The following is a 12,697-nucleotide window of genomic DNA, read 5'->3' as shown; positions in this document are numbered from 1 at the left end:
TCAAGTTCGTCCGTCCCGAGAAGAGGTCGCCGCCGATGAGCAGCACGCCGCCGATATCCACCGCCGTCCCGACCCGGTGGACCGCCCGGCTCACCCGTGAGGAGTGGGTCCGGCTGGCCGGCATGGGTGCGTTCGTGCTGGCGCTGCACGTGGTGGGCTGGGTCACCCTGCTCGCGGTGATCGCCCCCAAGCACTACGCGATGGGCGGCCAGGTCTTCGGCGCCGGGATGGGCCTGACCGCCTACACCCTGGGCATGCGGCACGCCTTCGACGCCGACCACATCGCCGCCATCGACAACACCACCCGCAAGCTGATGGGCCAGGGCAAGCGGCCGCTCTCGGTGGGCTTCTGGTTCTCGCTCGGCCACTCGTCCATCGTCTTCGGGCTCTGCGCGCTGCTGGCCTTCGGGATCCGCTCGCTGGCCGGCGCGGTCGAGTCGGACGACTCCTCGCTGCACCGCACCACCAGTCTGATCGGCACCTCGGTCTCCGGTGTCTTCCTGTTGCTGATCGGCCTGGTCAACCTCGGAGCCTTCAACGGCATCCTGAAGGTCTTCCGCACCATGCGCACCGGCGAGTTCGACGAGGCGGAGCTGGAGCGCCAGCTCGACAAGCGCGGCTTCCTCAACCGGATCCTGGGCCGGGTCACCCGGGCGGTCACCAAGTCCTGGCACATGTACCCGGTCGGCCTGCTCTTCGGCCTCGGCTTCGACACCGCCACCGAGGTGTCGCTGCTGGTGCTGGCCGGTGGCGCGGCGGCCTTCTCGCTGCCCTGGTACGCGCTGCTGGTGCTGCCGGTGCTCTTCGCGGCCGGGATGAGCCTGCTGGACACCATCGACGGCTCGTTCATGAACTTCGCCTACGAGTGGGCCTTCTCCAAGCCGGTCCGCAAGATCTACTACAACCTCACGGTGACCGGCCTCTCGGTGCTGGTCGCGCTGGTGATCGGCGTGATCGAGCTGGTCGGGCTGCTGGCCGACCGGTACCACATCACCAGCGGCCCGATCGGCTGGATCGGCACGCTGGACCTCAACCTGGTCGGCTACGCGATCGTGGTGCTCTTCGTGCTGACCTGGCTGGGGGCGCTGGCGTTCTGGAAGTTCGGCAAGGTCGAGCAGAAGTGGTCGGCCGGGCTGCGGGTCGCCGAGCCGGAGTTGGCAACGGAGCTGGCGGCGGCCGACACCGAGTGATCGACTGCCCCGCGGCGCCGGGGCGTTGGGGCTGACGACGGGTCAAGAGTTAACCGACGCACTCTTGTCCCGTCGTTTTCTACGCGCGTATCTTGAGCGCGCCGAAGCACCCGCGGGCCGCCTTCCCGCGGGTGCACTTCGGCGTCCGCTACCCGCGAAGGAGCCCCGCCCCGGTGAACACCCCCGCCGCACCCCGCCGTTCCCGCAACTCGCTGCTGCGCGCCGCCGTGCTGCCCAGCGCCGTCGTGGCCTCGCTCCTGCTGGCCGCGCTGCCGGCCGTGGCGGCGTCCACCCCGCCGCCGACCCAGCCCTGGACGGTTCGGATCCACGACATCCGCGGGACCACCCGGCTCTCACCGTTCACCGGCAAGACCGTCGCGGGCGTACCCGGCATCGTCATCGGGACCCGGACCTACGGCTCGTCCAAGGGCTTCTGGATGCAGGACCCGAAGCCGGACCGCAACCCCGCCACCAGCGAGGGCATCTTCGTCTACACCGGCTCCACCCCGACCGTGGCGGTGGGCGACTCGGTGCTGGTCACCGGCACGGTGTCGCAGTACTACCCGGACTACGCGGGCGGCTCGCAGTCGATCACCGAGCTGACCAAGCCCGGCATCACGGTGGTCTCCTCCGGCAACGCGCTGCCCGCCCCCGTGGTGATCAGCGGCTCCGACGTCCCCGGCCGCTACGCCCCGCCGAGCAGCGGCGGTTCGATCGAGGGCCTGACCCTGCACCCGGACCGGTACGCGCTGGACTTCTACGCCTCGTTGCAGGGCATGCGGGTCGAGGTCAAGGACGCCCGGGTGGTCGGCCCCACCGACGCCTACAGCGAGCTGTGGGTGGAGACCGACAAGGGCGACCAGAAGAGCAAGCGCGGCGGAGCGCTCTACGAGTCGTACCAGGAGCCCAACTCGGGCCGCCTGCAGATCCAGTCGCTGATACCCCTGGCCCAGCAGGCCTTCCCGAAGGCCAACGTGGGCGACGTGCTGACCGGCACCACCACCGGCCCGCTGGACTACAACCAGTACGGCGGCTACACCCTGGTCGCCACCCAGCTCGGCGCCCTCAAGGACAACGGCCTGAAGCGCGAGGTCGCCCCGCCGGCCCGGGACGACCAGGCCAGCATCGCCACCTACAACGTCGAGAACCTGGCGCCCACCGACCCGGCGACCAAGTTCAGCGGCCTGGCCCAGGGCATCGTCAGCAACCTCCGCTCGCCCGACGTGGTGGCCCTGGAGGAGATCCAGGACAACAGCGGCGCGGTCAACGACGGCACGGTGGACGCCGGTGTCACGGTGGGCAAGCTCATCGCCGCCATCCAGGCGGCCGGCGGCCCGGCCTACCAGTGGCGCTCGATCAACCCGGTGGACGGCCAGGACGGCGGCCAGCCCGGCGGCAACATCCGCCAGGTGTTCCTCTTCAACCCGCAGCGGATCAGCTTCACCGACATCCCCGGCGGCACCTCCACCACCGCGGTCGGCGTCACCGGCACCGGCGACGACACCTCGCTGACCGCCTCGCCCGGCCGGATCGACCCGGCCAACACGGCCTGGACCGCCAGCCGCAAGCCGCTGGTGGGCCAGTTCAGCTTCCGCGGCAAGAAGCTCTTCATCATCGCCAACCACCTGGTCGCCAAGCTCGGCGACCAGAGCATCGACAGCCGCTTCCAGCCGCCGGTGCGCAGCTCCGAGGTGCAGCGCCTCCAGCAGGCGACCGTCGAGAACGGCTTCATGGACCAGCTGCTGGCCGCCGACCCGCAGGCCGAGGTGGTCTCGCTCGGCGACTACAACGACTTCCAGTTCTCGCCCGCGATGGCCGCGCTCACCAAGGGCGGCGTGCTGCGCGACCTGGTGAACGAGCTGCCGGAGACCTCGCAGTACACCTACGACTACGAGGGCAACTCCGAGGTGCTGGACCACATCCTGGTCAGCCCCGGGATCGACTCGGCCAAGTACGACGTGGTGCACATCAACAGCGAGTTCGCGACCCAGGTGAGCGACCACGAGCCGCAGGTGGTGCGGATCAAGCCGTAGCAGTACGCGAACCGGCGGGGCGTGGCCAGTGCCGGCCACGCCCCGCCGGAGTCCTCTACTGGTGGAGCGTGGCCAGGACGGCGTTCGCCATGGCCTGCTCGCCGGTGGCGTTGGGGTGGAAGGGGACGGCCGGGGAACCGGGCAGTGCGCCCTCGATCCAGCGGTCGTCCGAGCAGACGTCGTGCCCCTTGGTCGGGGTCGCGGTGTCCACGTAGGTGGCGCCGTTGGCCGCCGCGGTGTTCGCCAGCATGTCGTTCATCTGCCCGAGGATGCCGTGCAGGTAGGAGACGTCCCCGACGGTGATCGGCTGGCGGCCGGCGCAGGTGGAGGCGTCGTCGGGCAGCACCGAGGGGTAGCCGACCAGCATGACCTTGGCGTTGGGGGCCTTGGCGTGGATCTGCTGGAGGGTGGCGGCCAGTGCGGGCGCCTCGCCGTTGATCTTGTCGACGAGGGTGTCCTCGCCGTACTGCCAGCTCCAGGACAGGGTGCTCCAGGACCAGACCCAGTGCCCGTCGGCGTAGACGTCGTGGCAGGGGGTGCCGAACGGGTTGACCACGGCGCCCGCGATGCAGGTGGCGATGACGTCGCCGATGCCGAGCGTCGAGGTGCCCAGGTCGTTGCCGCCGATGCCGAGGGTGACCAGCTGGGTGTCGCTGGAGAGCGCGTTGATCTGCGGGTCGTTCACCTTGATGAGGACGTCGACCTGCGCGCTGGTGATGTCCTTGATCTTGGCGGCCGAGCAGGTGACGTCCGTGTACGAGCTGCTGTTCAGCGCGGCGGCCACCAGGTGGCCGTAGTTGTGGTCCGAACGAAGGCAGAGCCCGTCCGACTGGCCGGGGACGCCGGCGCCGGCGGCGTAGGAGTCGCCGAGTGCCACGTACGCGCCGTTGATGTTCGCGGCCGGGGTGGCGGCACCGGCGCTCGGGGCGGACAGCGCGACCAGTGAGGCGGTCAGGGCGAGGGTGCCCAAGAGGGCTGGGACGAGCTTGCGGGCAGGGCTGAGCACGGTTCCTCCTGGGGGGAGAGAAACAGGGAACGGGTGGGGGTGGGGTGTGCTGAGCCGCGGCTGCTACTGGCAAGTAAGTTACCGTCAGGTTTCGTGGCCGTCCACAGAATGCGCGCTCCTATTTCCAGGAATGCCCTTTTGTGCCTTCTTGCTATTTCGCTCCTGGGTGGAGCGAATTGCTATTCCACTACGAGGTGGAGCGGAATTCCGTGCGGGGTGAAACGCGTCCGGCCCGACGCGTGGTGCGCGTCGGGCCGGAGTGGGAGCGGTGCAAGTCAGGAGGGCGGGACCAGCGTCCAGGTCTGGTTGGCGCCGCCGTCGGCGGGCCACTGCAGCACCCGGCCGCCCGGGTAGAGCGAGCTGTTGTCGAGGTCGATCAACTGGCCGTCGTAGACGCTCTTCAGCTGGACCTTGTTGGGTCCGGCGTCGACCAGTGTCCAGCGCGAGTTGCTGTTGCCGTCGTCGTGGTACTGGATCAGCTGGGTTCCCTGGCCGGTCGTCGGGCCGGGGATGTTCAGCAGCTTGCCGCTGTTGGCGTTGGCCACCGTGTAGGCGCCGCCGACCTGCGGGGTGAAGGTCCAGAGCTGGTCGGCGGCCTGGTTGTCGAACCACTCCACGATCAACGCACTGTCGGCGGTGGAGTCGAGGTTGACGTCCATCCGGCCGCCGCTCGCGCCGTTGACCAGCTTGTACTGCGCCCCGGGGGTGGGGACCGGCACCAGCTTCCACTGCTGGGTCGCGGACCCGGCGGCGGTGGACTGCACGGCGCCGTTTCCGGTGGCGGCGAGGTCGAGGTCCAGGCCGTCCGAGCGGCCGGCCACGGCGTAGCCGCCGCTGCCGTTCGCGGTGAGCTTCCACTGCGAGTTGGCGGCGTTGTCGTCGTGGTACTGGATCAGCGGGAGGCCGCTGGTGGAGCTCGCGCCGGGGATGTTGACCAGCAGGCCGCTGTGGACGTTCTTGATCTTGTAGTAGCCGTCACCGGTCGCCACCAGCTGCCACTGCTGGTCGTCCGCGCCGTTGGCCGGCTGCTGGACGACGGTGGCGTAGTCCGCGGTGGAGGCGCCGTTGACGTCCAGGTACTGGCCGCTGGAGGCGTTGACCAGGTTGTAGTGCAGCGCGGTGGAGGATGCGGCGGCGGCCGGGGTGACCCTGAGCAGCCGGGTGCCGTGCGCCGGGATCGTGGCGCTGAACGTGCCGTTGGCGGTGCCCAGTTCGGTGTGGTTCCAGAGGTCGCGGACCGAGGCCGAACCGCTGAAGCCGATGTCCGACCAGCGGGCGGTGACCGGGGCGGTGGAGCCGGTGAGGTTGAAGAGCGCGACGGTGTAGCTGCCGTCGGCGTTCGGCGCGGACCAGACCTGCTGCTGCGTCAACCGGTCCACCGGGCGGGCCGGGTGGCCGGCCTGGTCGACGCCGAGCACCTCGTCGTTGGTGAGCAGGCCGAGGTCGGCGCTGTCCATGTGCGTCAGGTCGGTGCCGAGCAGCAGCGGCGCGCCCGAGATGGCCCACAGGGTCACCTGGGACTGCCGCTCGTCGGGCGTCAGGCCGTCGTTCGAGCCGTTGCCGACCTCGACGGAGTCCAGGTCGTTCCAGCCGCCGGCGCCCGCGTAGTCCGCCCACTGCGGAACGTCGCCGAAGCGGTAGGCGACGTTGGTCCAGTCGGTCAGCGGATAGGAGGAGGCGCTGCAGTAGCACTCCACGTCGCCGTCGATCCGCCAGCCGTTGGCGCTCTGCTGCCAGGTCGGGGCGTTCTTGACGTCCAGCGAGTTGGACAGCTCCAGGTGGATGGTGCGCCCGCTCTGGTTGAGCGCCTGCGACCAGTGCTGGATGTCGGGGATGTCCCAGTCGCCCACGCCGTCGATCTTCAGGTAGTCGACGCCGTACGAAGCCAGCTGGTCGGCCCAGGAGTTGAGGTAGGCCTGGGCGGCGGCCGGGTTCTTGGCGTAGTCGATGTAGTACATCGAGCCGGAGCCGAAGTTGTAGTTGGTCTCGTAGCTCGTGGTGCTGGAGACGATGTCCCGGGCGTGGAAGGAGGTGCCCTGGATCGGGGTGTTCTGGTTGTACGCGGCGACCGGGATGCCGGGCGTCAGGTACATCCCGAACTTCTCGCCGAGGTTGTGCACGTAGGAGCCGACCGAGCCCATGCCGTCGGGGAAGCGGCTCGGGTCGGTGGCCCAGCGGCCGTACGCGTCCACGGTGTTGGCCGGGTTGAGGTACCAGAAGTCGTCGATGTTGACGTACTGGTAGCCGTGCGAGACCAGGCCGGTGGTGGACATCGCCTTGGCCTGCGCCTCGATGTTCGCTTCTGTCGGATCTCGCCGAAGGAAGCTCCAACTGCTCCACCCCATCGGCGGGGTGAGCGCCGCGCCGTTGGCCTGTGCCTGTGCGGGGGCGGCCGCCAGCAGGGCGGCCGGGGCGGCTGCGGCGATGAGCGCGAGAGCGAGCGTCGGTCTGACGAACTTCCTTGCCAGTGCAGGGGGAATGCGCACCGTGGCTCCGTTTGGGTGGTCGGCGGCGAAGCGCCCGGCGTCACGGGCGCCTGGGTGGGGGAGTGAAGCGGAGTGACGGAATGAACCACCAGGTTCAGACAGAATCAAACGACGCAGCACACATAAGAGCGCAGGAGGCCACAGCTGTCAACGGTTTACGCCAGATGATGACGCTGTGTCAGCGTGTGGCCAGCGCAGGGGGCGTCTCGTCCAGGAGCTTCTCGTCGGCCGGGTCCAGCCGCGAGGGTGCACAGTCGACGACCTCGCAGTTCTCCTCCTCGCCGAAGCGGCGCGCCCAGCGCCGGCCGTCCAGCAGGCGCAGCACCGGTATGTGCCGGATCTCCAGCGACAGCAGCGAGAGCACCGTGCCGGTGGTGGCGAGCAGCAGCAGCCCCTCTCCGGCGGCCGCGCCGATCGCGGCCGCGGTGAAGATCGTGGCGGCCGTGGTGATGCCGCGCACCACGTCCCCGCCGTCCCGGCTCTCGCGGAAGGTCAGCCCGCCGCCGATGAAGCCGACCCCGGTGATCACCCCGGTCAGCGCGTTGGGCGCGCCGTGCTGCGCCATCGCCGCCACCAGCGCCGCGCCCACCCCGATCAGCGAGAATGTCCGGTCGCCGGCCGCGGCCCCGCGCAGGTTGCGCTCGAAGCCGATGGCGTAGGTGAGGGCGAAGGCGACCAGCAGATGGCCGATCATCGGGAGTTCGTGGTTCATCGGGATTTCCTCTGTGGTGGGCAACAGAACACCGTACCTTTCTTTGCCACCGGTCCTTGTTACCGGCTGGTTGACGAGGGCGGTGGTAGGCCGCAGGATTCGAGCGACCCGCTCTGACCGGAGGACTCACCGCATGGCACTGAACGCCGACGTCATCGTGATCGGGGCCGGCCTCGCCGGGCTGGCCGCCACCGCGGAACTGGCCGACGCGGGGCGGAGGGTGATCCTGCTGGAGCAGGAGCCGGCCGCGTCGTTCGGCGGGCAGGCCCACTGGTCGTTCGGCGGCCTCTTTCTGGTCGATTCGCCCGAGCAGCGCCGGATGCGGATCCGCGACTCGCACGAGCTGGCCTGGCAGGACTGGCTCGGCACGGCCGGCTTCGACCGCACCGAGGACCACTGGCCGCGGCAGTGGGCGCAGGCGTACGTCGACTTCGCAGCGGGCGAGAAGCGGGCCTGGCTGCGGGCGCAGGGCGTGCGGTTCTTCCCGGTGGTGGGCTGGGCCGAGCGCGGCGGGATGTCGGCGAGCGGTCCCGGCAACTCGGTGCCGCGCTTCCACATCACCTGGGGGACCGGCCCCGGCATCGTCGAGCCCTTCGCCCGACGGGTCCGTGCGGCGGTCGCCAAGGGCCAGGTCGAGGTGCTCTTCCGGCACCGGGTGACCGGCCTGTCGGCGACCGGCGGGGCGGTGGACACGGTCACCGGCGAGGTGCTGGCGGACAGCGACGTCGAGCGCGGGGTGGCCAGTTCGCGCGACGCGGTCTTCGGGTTCGAGCTGCGGGCGCAGGCGGTGATCGTCACCTCCGGCGGCATCGGCGGCAACCACGAGCTGGTCCGCAAGGCCTGGCCGGCCCGGCTCGGCACTCCGCCCGAGAAGCTGCTCTCCGGAGTCCCCGCGCACGTGGACGGGCTGATGCTGGACGTCGCCGGCGCGGCCGGCGGCAACCTGATCAACGGCGACCGGATGTGGCACTACACCGAGGGCATCGAGAACTGGAACCCGATCTGGGCCCGGCACGGCATCCGCATCCTGCCCGGCCCGTCCTCGCTCTGGCTGGACGCCCGCGGCCGCCGGCTGCCCGCGCCGCTGTTCCCCGGCTTCGACACGCTCGGGACCCTGGAGCACATCATGCGGACCGGTCACGAGTACACCTGGTTCGTCCTCAACCAGCGGATCATCGAGAAGGAGTTCACGCTCTCCGGCTCCGAGCAGAACCCGGACCTGACCGGCCGCAGCATCCGCCAGGTGCTGGGACGGGCGCTGCCCGGGGCGACCGGGCCGGTGGAGGCGTTCAAGCGGAACGGCGTGGACTTCGTGGTCGCCGACCGGCTGGCGGACCTGGTGCGCGGGATGAACGAGAAGACTGTGGAACCGCTGATCGACGAGGCCGAGCTGCGCCGCGAGATCGAGGCGCGCGACCGCGAGGTGGCCAACCCGTACGGCAAGGACGCGCAGCTGGCGGCGATCCACGAGGCCCGGCGCTACCTGGGCGACAAGCTGATCCGCACCGCGGCTCCGCACCGGCTGCTCGACCCCAAGGCGGGCCCGCTGATCGCGGTGCGGCTGAACATCCTGACCCGCAAGTCGCTCGGCGGGCTGGAGACGGACCTCTCCTCGCGGGTGCTGCGCCCGGGCGGCGGCGTCCTGGAGGGCGTCTACGCGGCGGGCGAGGCGGCCGGCTTCGGCGGCGGCGGGATGCACGGCTACCGGTCGCTGGAGGGCACCTTCCTCGGGGGCTGCCTCTTCTCGGGCCGCACGGCGGGCCGGGCGGCAGCGGCTGCCACCGCCTGACCCGCCGTGCGGCGCGTGGGCCCCAGGGTCAGCCGCTGACCCGGTAGCGGCCGACCATGCCGCCCATCATGTGGTCGGTGACGTGGCAGTGGTAGATCCAGTCGCCGGGGTTGTCCTCGGTGTACTCCACGGTCAGCGAGGTGGAGGGGCCCAGGAGTTCGGAGTCGACCCAGCCGCCGCCGCGGCGCCAGCGGTGGCCGTGCAGGTGGAAGACGTGGAACTCCTTGCCCAGGGCGGCGATCCGCCAGCGCACCCGGTCGCCGTTCCTGGCGGTGAAGGTCGGGGTGTTGTCCAGGAAGGCGCCGCCGTTGAACATGTCGGTGTCCTGGGCCAGCGAGGGGATGTCGGCGGCGTAGGCGTCGTGGAAGAAGAGGACGAACTCCCGGTCCACGGCCGGGGTGTGGCGGTCGGTGACGGCGATGATGCCGAACAGGCCGAGCTCGGCGCCGATCTCCATCACGCCCCCGCCGGCGCCCATGGCCATCGCCTTGGGGGCGCCCGAGGCGGCCGGCGCCGGCTGCGGGCCGGGGATCGTCTGCGGTACGGAGTGGTCGTGGTAGGGCCAGGTGCCGACCGAACTGGGCAGCGCCGTCCAGGTGTAGGTGTGGGTGGCGCCGTACGGGACAGCGGTGCCGGGGCGGGTGGGGTCCTCGGCCAGCCAGCCGCCGTCGTTGTCGCGGTCGTATCGCACGCCGTGCGGGTGCATGCTGTGCGGCCACTGGTAGTGGGTGTCGTTGTTGCGGAAGTGCACCACGAGGGTGTCGCCGACCTCGGCGCGCAGCACTGGGCCGGGTATGCCGCTGTTGGTGCCGACGCCGTTCGGGCTGGTGTCGGCGGGGAGCGGGGCGCCGAAGTGCGGCGTGTAGGCGCGGTACCCGATCGCCCAGAAGGTGGTCTGGGCGGCGGTGAAGCGGGTGCCCATCATGGCGTCGTAGCCGTTGGGGACGGCGTTGTGCTCGAAGGACTCGGCCTGGACCCAGTACTCCCGGACCCGGCCGCCGGCCGGCAGGGCGTCGGCGGTGAACGGGTCGAAGTCGGCGGCCGAGGCGGGGTCGGCCTGCGCGGCAGCCGAGACGCCGAGGGCGGCCGAGCCGGCCATGGCGGCCACGGCGCTGCCGGCCAGTAGGGTGCGCATGGCGGTGCGCCGGGTGTCAGTGCGGTCGGGCATGGGGTGCCTCTCGACGCGTGGGGGTGAGAGGCAGAGTAAAATGCTACTGACTGGTTCACGTCAAGTTCCAGATCCCACGGGCCCGTCCACCTGAGGAAGCTGATGAGTCGTCGTACCCGCCGCGAGGCGTCCGCCGGGGCTCCCGCCTCGCCCTGCACCGTCACGGTCTGCCGCGGCTGCTGCTGCGGCACCGAGGCCAAGCACCCGGGCGTGGACCACCTCGGCCAGTTCAGCCGGCTCAAGGAGGGCGTCGGGGATGCCGGCCGGGTACGGGCGGTGCCCTGCCTGGACGTCTGCGCGCACTCCAACGTGGTGGTGGTCAACCCGTCCAGCGAGGGCCGCAGGGCCGGCGGGCGTCCGGTCTGGCTGGGCTGGGTCGTCCAGGAGGACATGGTCGAGGAGATAGTCGACTGGGTGCGGGCCGGCGGGCCCGGGGTCGCCGAGCCGCCTGGCACGCTGGACCTGCAGGAGTTCGCCGTCTCACGGCGTGTGAGGGAGAGCCTGGACAGCGGAAGCTGACGGGGCAGCGGAAACCGGCCCTTCTACGCGCGTTCACCGAATCTGCGGGCGATGGCCATCCGTCGCTGCGATAGTCCCCCGCATGGATATCCCCCGCCCGTACGCCTCCTTCGAGGGGCTCGCCGACCGCATGAGCATGGCCGAGCAGCACGAGTACCTGCGCAACCGGCTCTCCCGGCGCAGGGTCCTGCGCTCCAGCGCGATCAGCGTGGGCGCGCTGGCCGTCGGCGGTGTGCTGAGCAGCGGCAGCGCGTTCGCCGCCACCGCCTCGCCGACCCTGATCTCCGACGCGGCCTCGGCGGTCGACGGCTCGAAGGTCATCCCGGTCGGCCGCCACCTGCAGTTCGGTGCCGAGCCGGACACCCAGTTCCGGGTCTCCTGGCAGGTCCCGGTCCCGGTGAAGAAGCCGTTCCTGCGCTTCGGCAAGACCCCGTGGGACCTCAGCCACAAGGTCGAGGCGGAGCTGCGCTCGCTGCACACGCCGGCCCTGGTCCCGGGTCAGACCCCGGTCGACCAGTACTACCTGCACGTGGCGCTTGAGGACCTCACCCCCGACACCACGTACTACTACGGCGTCGGCCACCAGGGCTTCGACCCGGCCACCCAGCAGGCGATCTCGGCGCTCGGCACCTTCCGCACCGCCGCCTCGCGCGACCACCGCTGGGGCAAGGTGTACGAGCCGTTCACCTTCACCGCCTTCGGCGACCAGGGTGTCAGCGCGCACGCGGTCAACAACGACAACGTGATCCTGGCCCAGAAGCCGTCCTTCCACCTGCACGCCGGCGACATCTGCTACGCCGACCCGGACGGCCAGGGCCTGGACGCCGACAAGGCCGACTTCAAGGCCACCACCTGGGACGCCTTCCTGGTGCAGACCGAGGCCGTCGCCGCGAAGATCCCGTGGATGGTCGCCTACGGCAACCACGACATGGAGGCCTGGTACTCGCACAACGGCTACGGCGGCGAGGACGCCCGCTGGTTCCTGCCGGACAACGGCCCGGACCCGCGCACCGCCCCCGGCGTCTACTCGTTCCGCTACAGCAACGTCGGTGTCATCTCGCTGGACGCCAACGACGTCAGCTACGAGATCCCGGCCAACCTGGGCATCACCGCGGGCCGCCAGACCAAGTGGCTGGACCGTACGCTCAAGGACTTCCGCAACGACGAGACCATCGACTTCGTCGTGGTGTTCTTCCACCACTGCGCCTTCTCCACCACCACCTCGCACGCCTCCGAGGGCGGGGTCCGCGAGGCCTGGGTGCCGCTGTTCGAGAAGTACCGCGTCGACCTGGTGGTCAACGGCCACAACCACGTCTACGAGCGCACCGACGCGATCCTCGGCAACAAGGTCTCCAAGGCGATCCCCAGCGGCGCCACCCTGGACCCCGAGAAGGACGGCGTGGTCTACGTGACCGCGGGCGCCGCCGGCCGCAGCCTGTACTCCTTCGGCGCGCCGCAGACCTACGAGGGCCACGAGAACCGGGTCGACGAGGTCGCCACCTTCTACAACGCCAAGGGCCAGACGAAGGTCACCGAGACCGTCGAGTGGTCCCGGGTCCGCTACCTCGGCTACTCCTTCATCAAGGTCGACGTGACCCCGGCGCACCTGGGCCAGAAGTCCACGATGAAGGTCACCGCGCTGACCGAGACCGGCCAGCAGATCGACCACTACACCATCGTGCGCAAGGTCGGCGAGGGCTGGGACAGCAGCACCGACGACGACGGCCAGGGCGGCGGCTGGGGCTGGTAACAGCGCAGCTGGCTTTATTGAACGGCCCCTCGGGAGACAATCGT

General features: G+C 70.4%; 9 protein-coding genes. 5 read left to right on the top strand and 4 right to left on the bottom strand.

The window, feature by feature from the left end:
* Positions 1-35: 35 nt before the first annotated feature.
* Positions 36-1,190 (top strand): HoxN/HupN/NixA family nickel/cobalt transporter, encoded by a 1,155-nt coding sequence (locus tag P3T37_RS09095; RefSeq protein ID WP_280723145.1) that lies wholly within the window; start codon positions 36-38, stop codon positions 1,188-1,190.
* Between the two features lie 257 nt (positions 1,191-1,447).
* On the top strand, positions 1,448-3,223 hold the full coding sequence (locus P3T37_RS09090) for an endonuclease/exonuclease/phosphatase family protein (RefSeq protein WP_280723144.1): 1,776 nt from the start codon (positions 1,448-1,450) through the stop codon (positions 3,221-3,223).
* A 55-nt stretch (positions 3,224-3,278) separates the two neighbouring features.
* Here P3T37_RS09090 and P3T37_RS09085 read toward each other — a convergent pair whose 3' ends face one another.
* The 3 genes from P3T37_RS09085 to P3T37_RS09075 form a co-directional block, all read right to left on the bottom strand.
* The gene (locus P3T37_RS09085) at positions 3,279-4,229 is read right to left on the bottom strand and encodes an SGNH/GDSL hydrolase family protein (RefSeq protein ID WP_280722967.1); all 951 of its coding nucleotides are present in this window, start codon (positions 4,227-4,229) and stop codon (positions 3,279-3,281) included.
* 275 nt (positions 4,230-4,504) lie between these two features.
* Positions 4,505-6,715, bottom strand: a complete 2,211-nt coding sequence (locus tag P3T37_RS09080) for an alpha-galactosidase (protein ID WP_280722966.1) — start codon at positions 6,713-6,715, stop codon at positions 4,505-4,507.
* Positions 6,716-6,893: 178 nt separating this feature from the next.
* Entirely contained in the window at positions 6,894-7,427 is a 534-nt protein-coding gene (locus P3T37_RS09075; RefSeq protein ID WP_280722965.1) for an MgtC/SapB family protein, read from the bottom strand.
* A 133-nt stretch (positions 7,428-7,560) separates the two neighbouring features.
* On the opposite strand from P3T37_RS09075, the gene P3T37_RS09070 reads away from it, so the two are divergent.
* Positions 7,561-9,216 carry an FAD-binding dehydrogenase gene (locus tag P3T37_RS09070; RefSeq protein ID WP_280722964.1) on the top strand — a complete coding sequence of 552 codons (1,656 nt, stop codon included), beginning with the start codon at positions 7,561-7,563 and terminating at the stop codon, positions 9,214-9,216.
* A 28-nt stretch (positions 9,217-9,244) separates the two neighbouring features.
* Here the strand turns inward: P3T37_RS09070 and P3T37_RS09065 are convergent, their stop codons facing one another.
* On the bottom strand, positions 9,245-10,384 hold the full coding sequence (locus P3T37_RS09065; RefSeq protein WP_280722963.1) for a multicopper oxidase domain-containing protein: 1,140 nt from the start codon (positions 10,382-10,384) through the stop codon (positions 9,245-9,247).
* Between the two features lie 102 nt (positions 10,385-10,486).
* Here P3T37_RS09065 and P3T37_RS09060 point away from each other — a divergent pair, with 102 nt between their 5' ends.
* Entirely contained in the window at positions 10,487-10,903 is a 417-nt protein-coding gene (locus P3T37_RS09060; protein WP_280722962.1) for a (2Fe-2S) ferredoxin domain-containing protein, read from the top strand.
* Between the two features lie 82 nt (positions 10,904-10,985).
* Positions 10,986-12,653, top strand: coding sequence for a metallophosphoesterase family protein (locus tag P3T37_RS09055; protein WP_280722961.1), 1,668 nt, complete (start codon positions 10,986-10,988; stop codon positions 12,651-12,653).
* The last annotated feature ends 44 nt before the right edge of the window (positions 12,654-12,697 follow it).

Source organism: Kitasatospora sp. MAA4, assembly GCF_029893355.1.
In the GTDB taxonomy this organism is placed as follows: Bacteria; Actinomycetota; Actinomycetes; order Streptomycetales; family Streptomycetaceae; genus Kitasatospora.
Note: the sequence above shows the minus strand (reverse complement) of the source record. Positions and strands in the feature narration are given on the sequence as shown.

Excerpts from the sequence above, each read along its gene's own strand:
- P3T37_RS09095 (WP_280723145.1), top strand. The coding sequence starts at position 36 with ATGAGCAGCACGCCGCCGATATCCACCGCCGTCCCGACCCGGTGGACC.
- P3T37_RS09075 (WP_280722965.1), bottom strand. The coding sequence starts at position 7,427 with ATGAACCACGAACTCCCGATGATCGGCCATCTGCTGGTCGCCTTCGCC.
- P3T37_RS09070 (WP_280722964.1), top strand. The coding sequence starts at position 7,561 with ATGGCACTGAACGCCGACGTCATCGTGATCGGGGCCGGCCTCGCCGGG.
- P3T37_RS09065 (WP_280722963.1), bottom strand. The coding sequence starts at position 10,384 with ATGCCCGACCGCACTGACACCCGGCGCACCGCCATGCGCACCCTACTG.
- P3T37_RS09060 (WP_280722962.1), top strand. The coding sequence starts at position 10,487 with ATGAGTCGTCGTACCCGCCGCGAGGCGTCCGCCGGGGCTCCCGCCTCG.
- P3T37_RS09055 (WP_280722961.1), top strand. The coding sequence starts at position 10,986 with ATGGATATCCCCCGCCCGTACGCCTCCTTCGAGGGGCTCGCCGACCGC.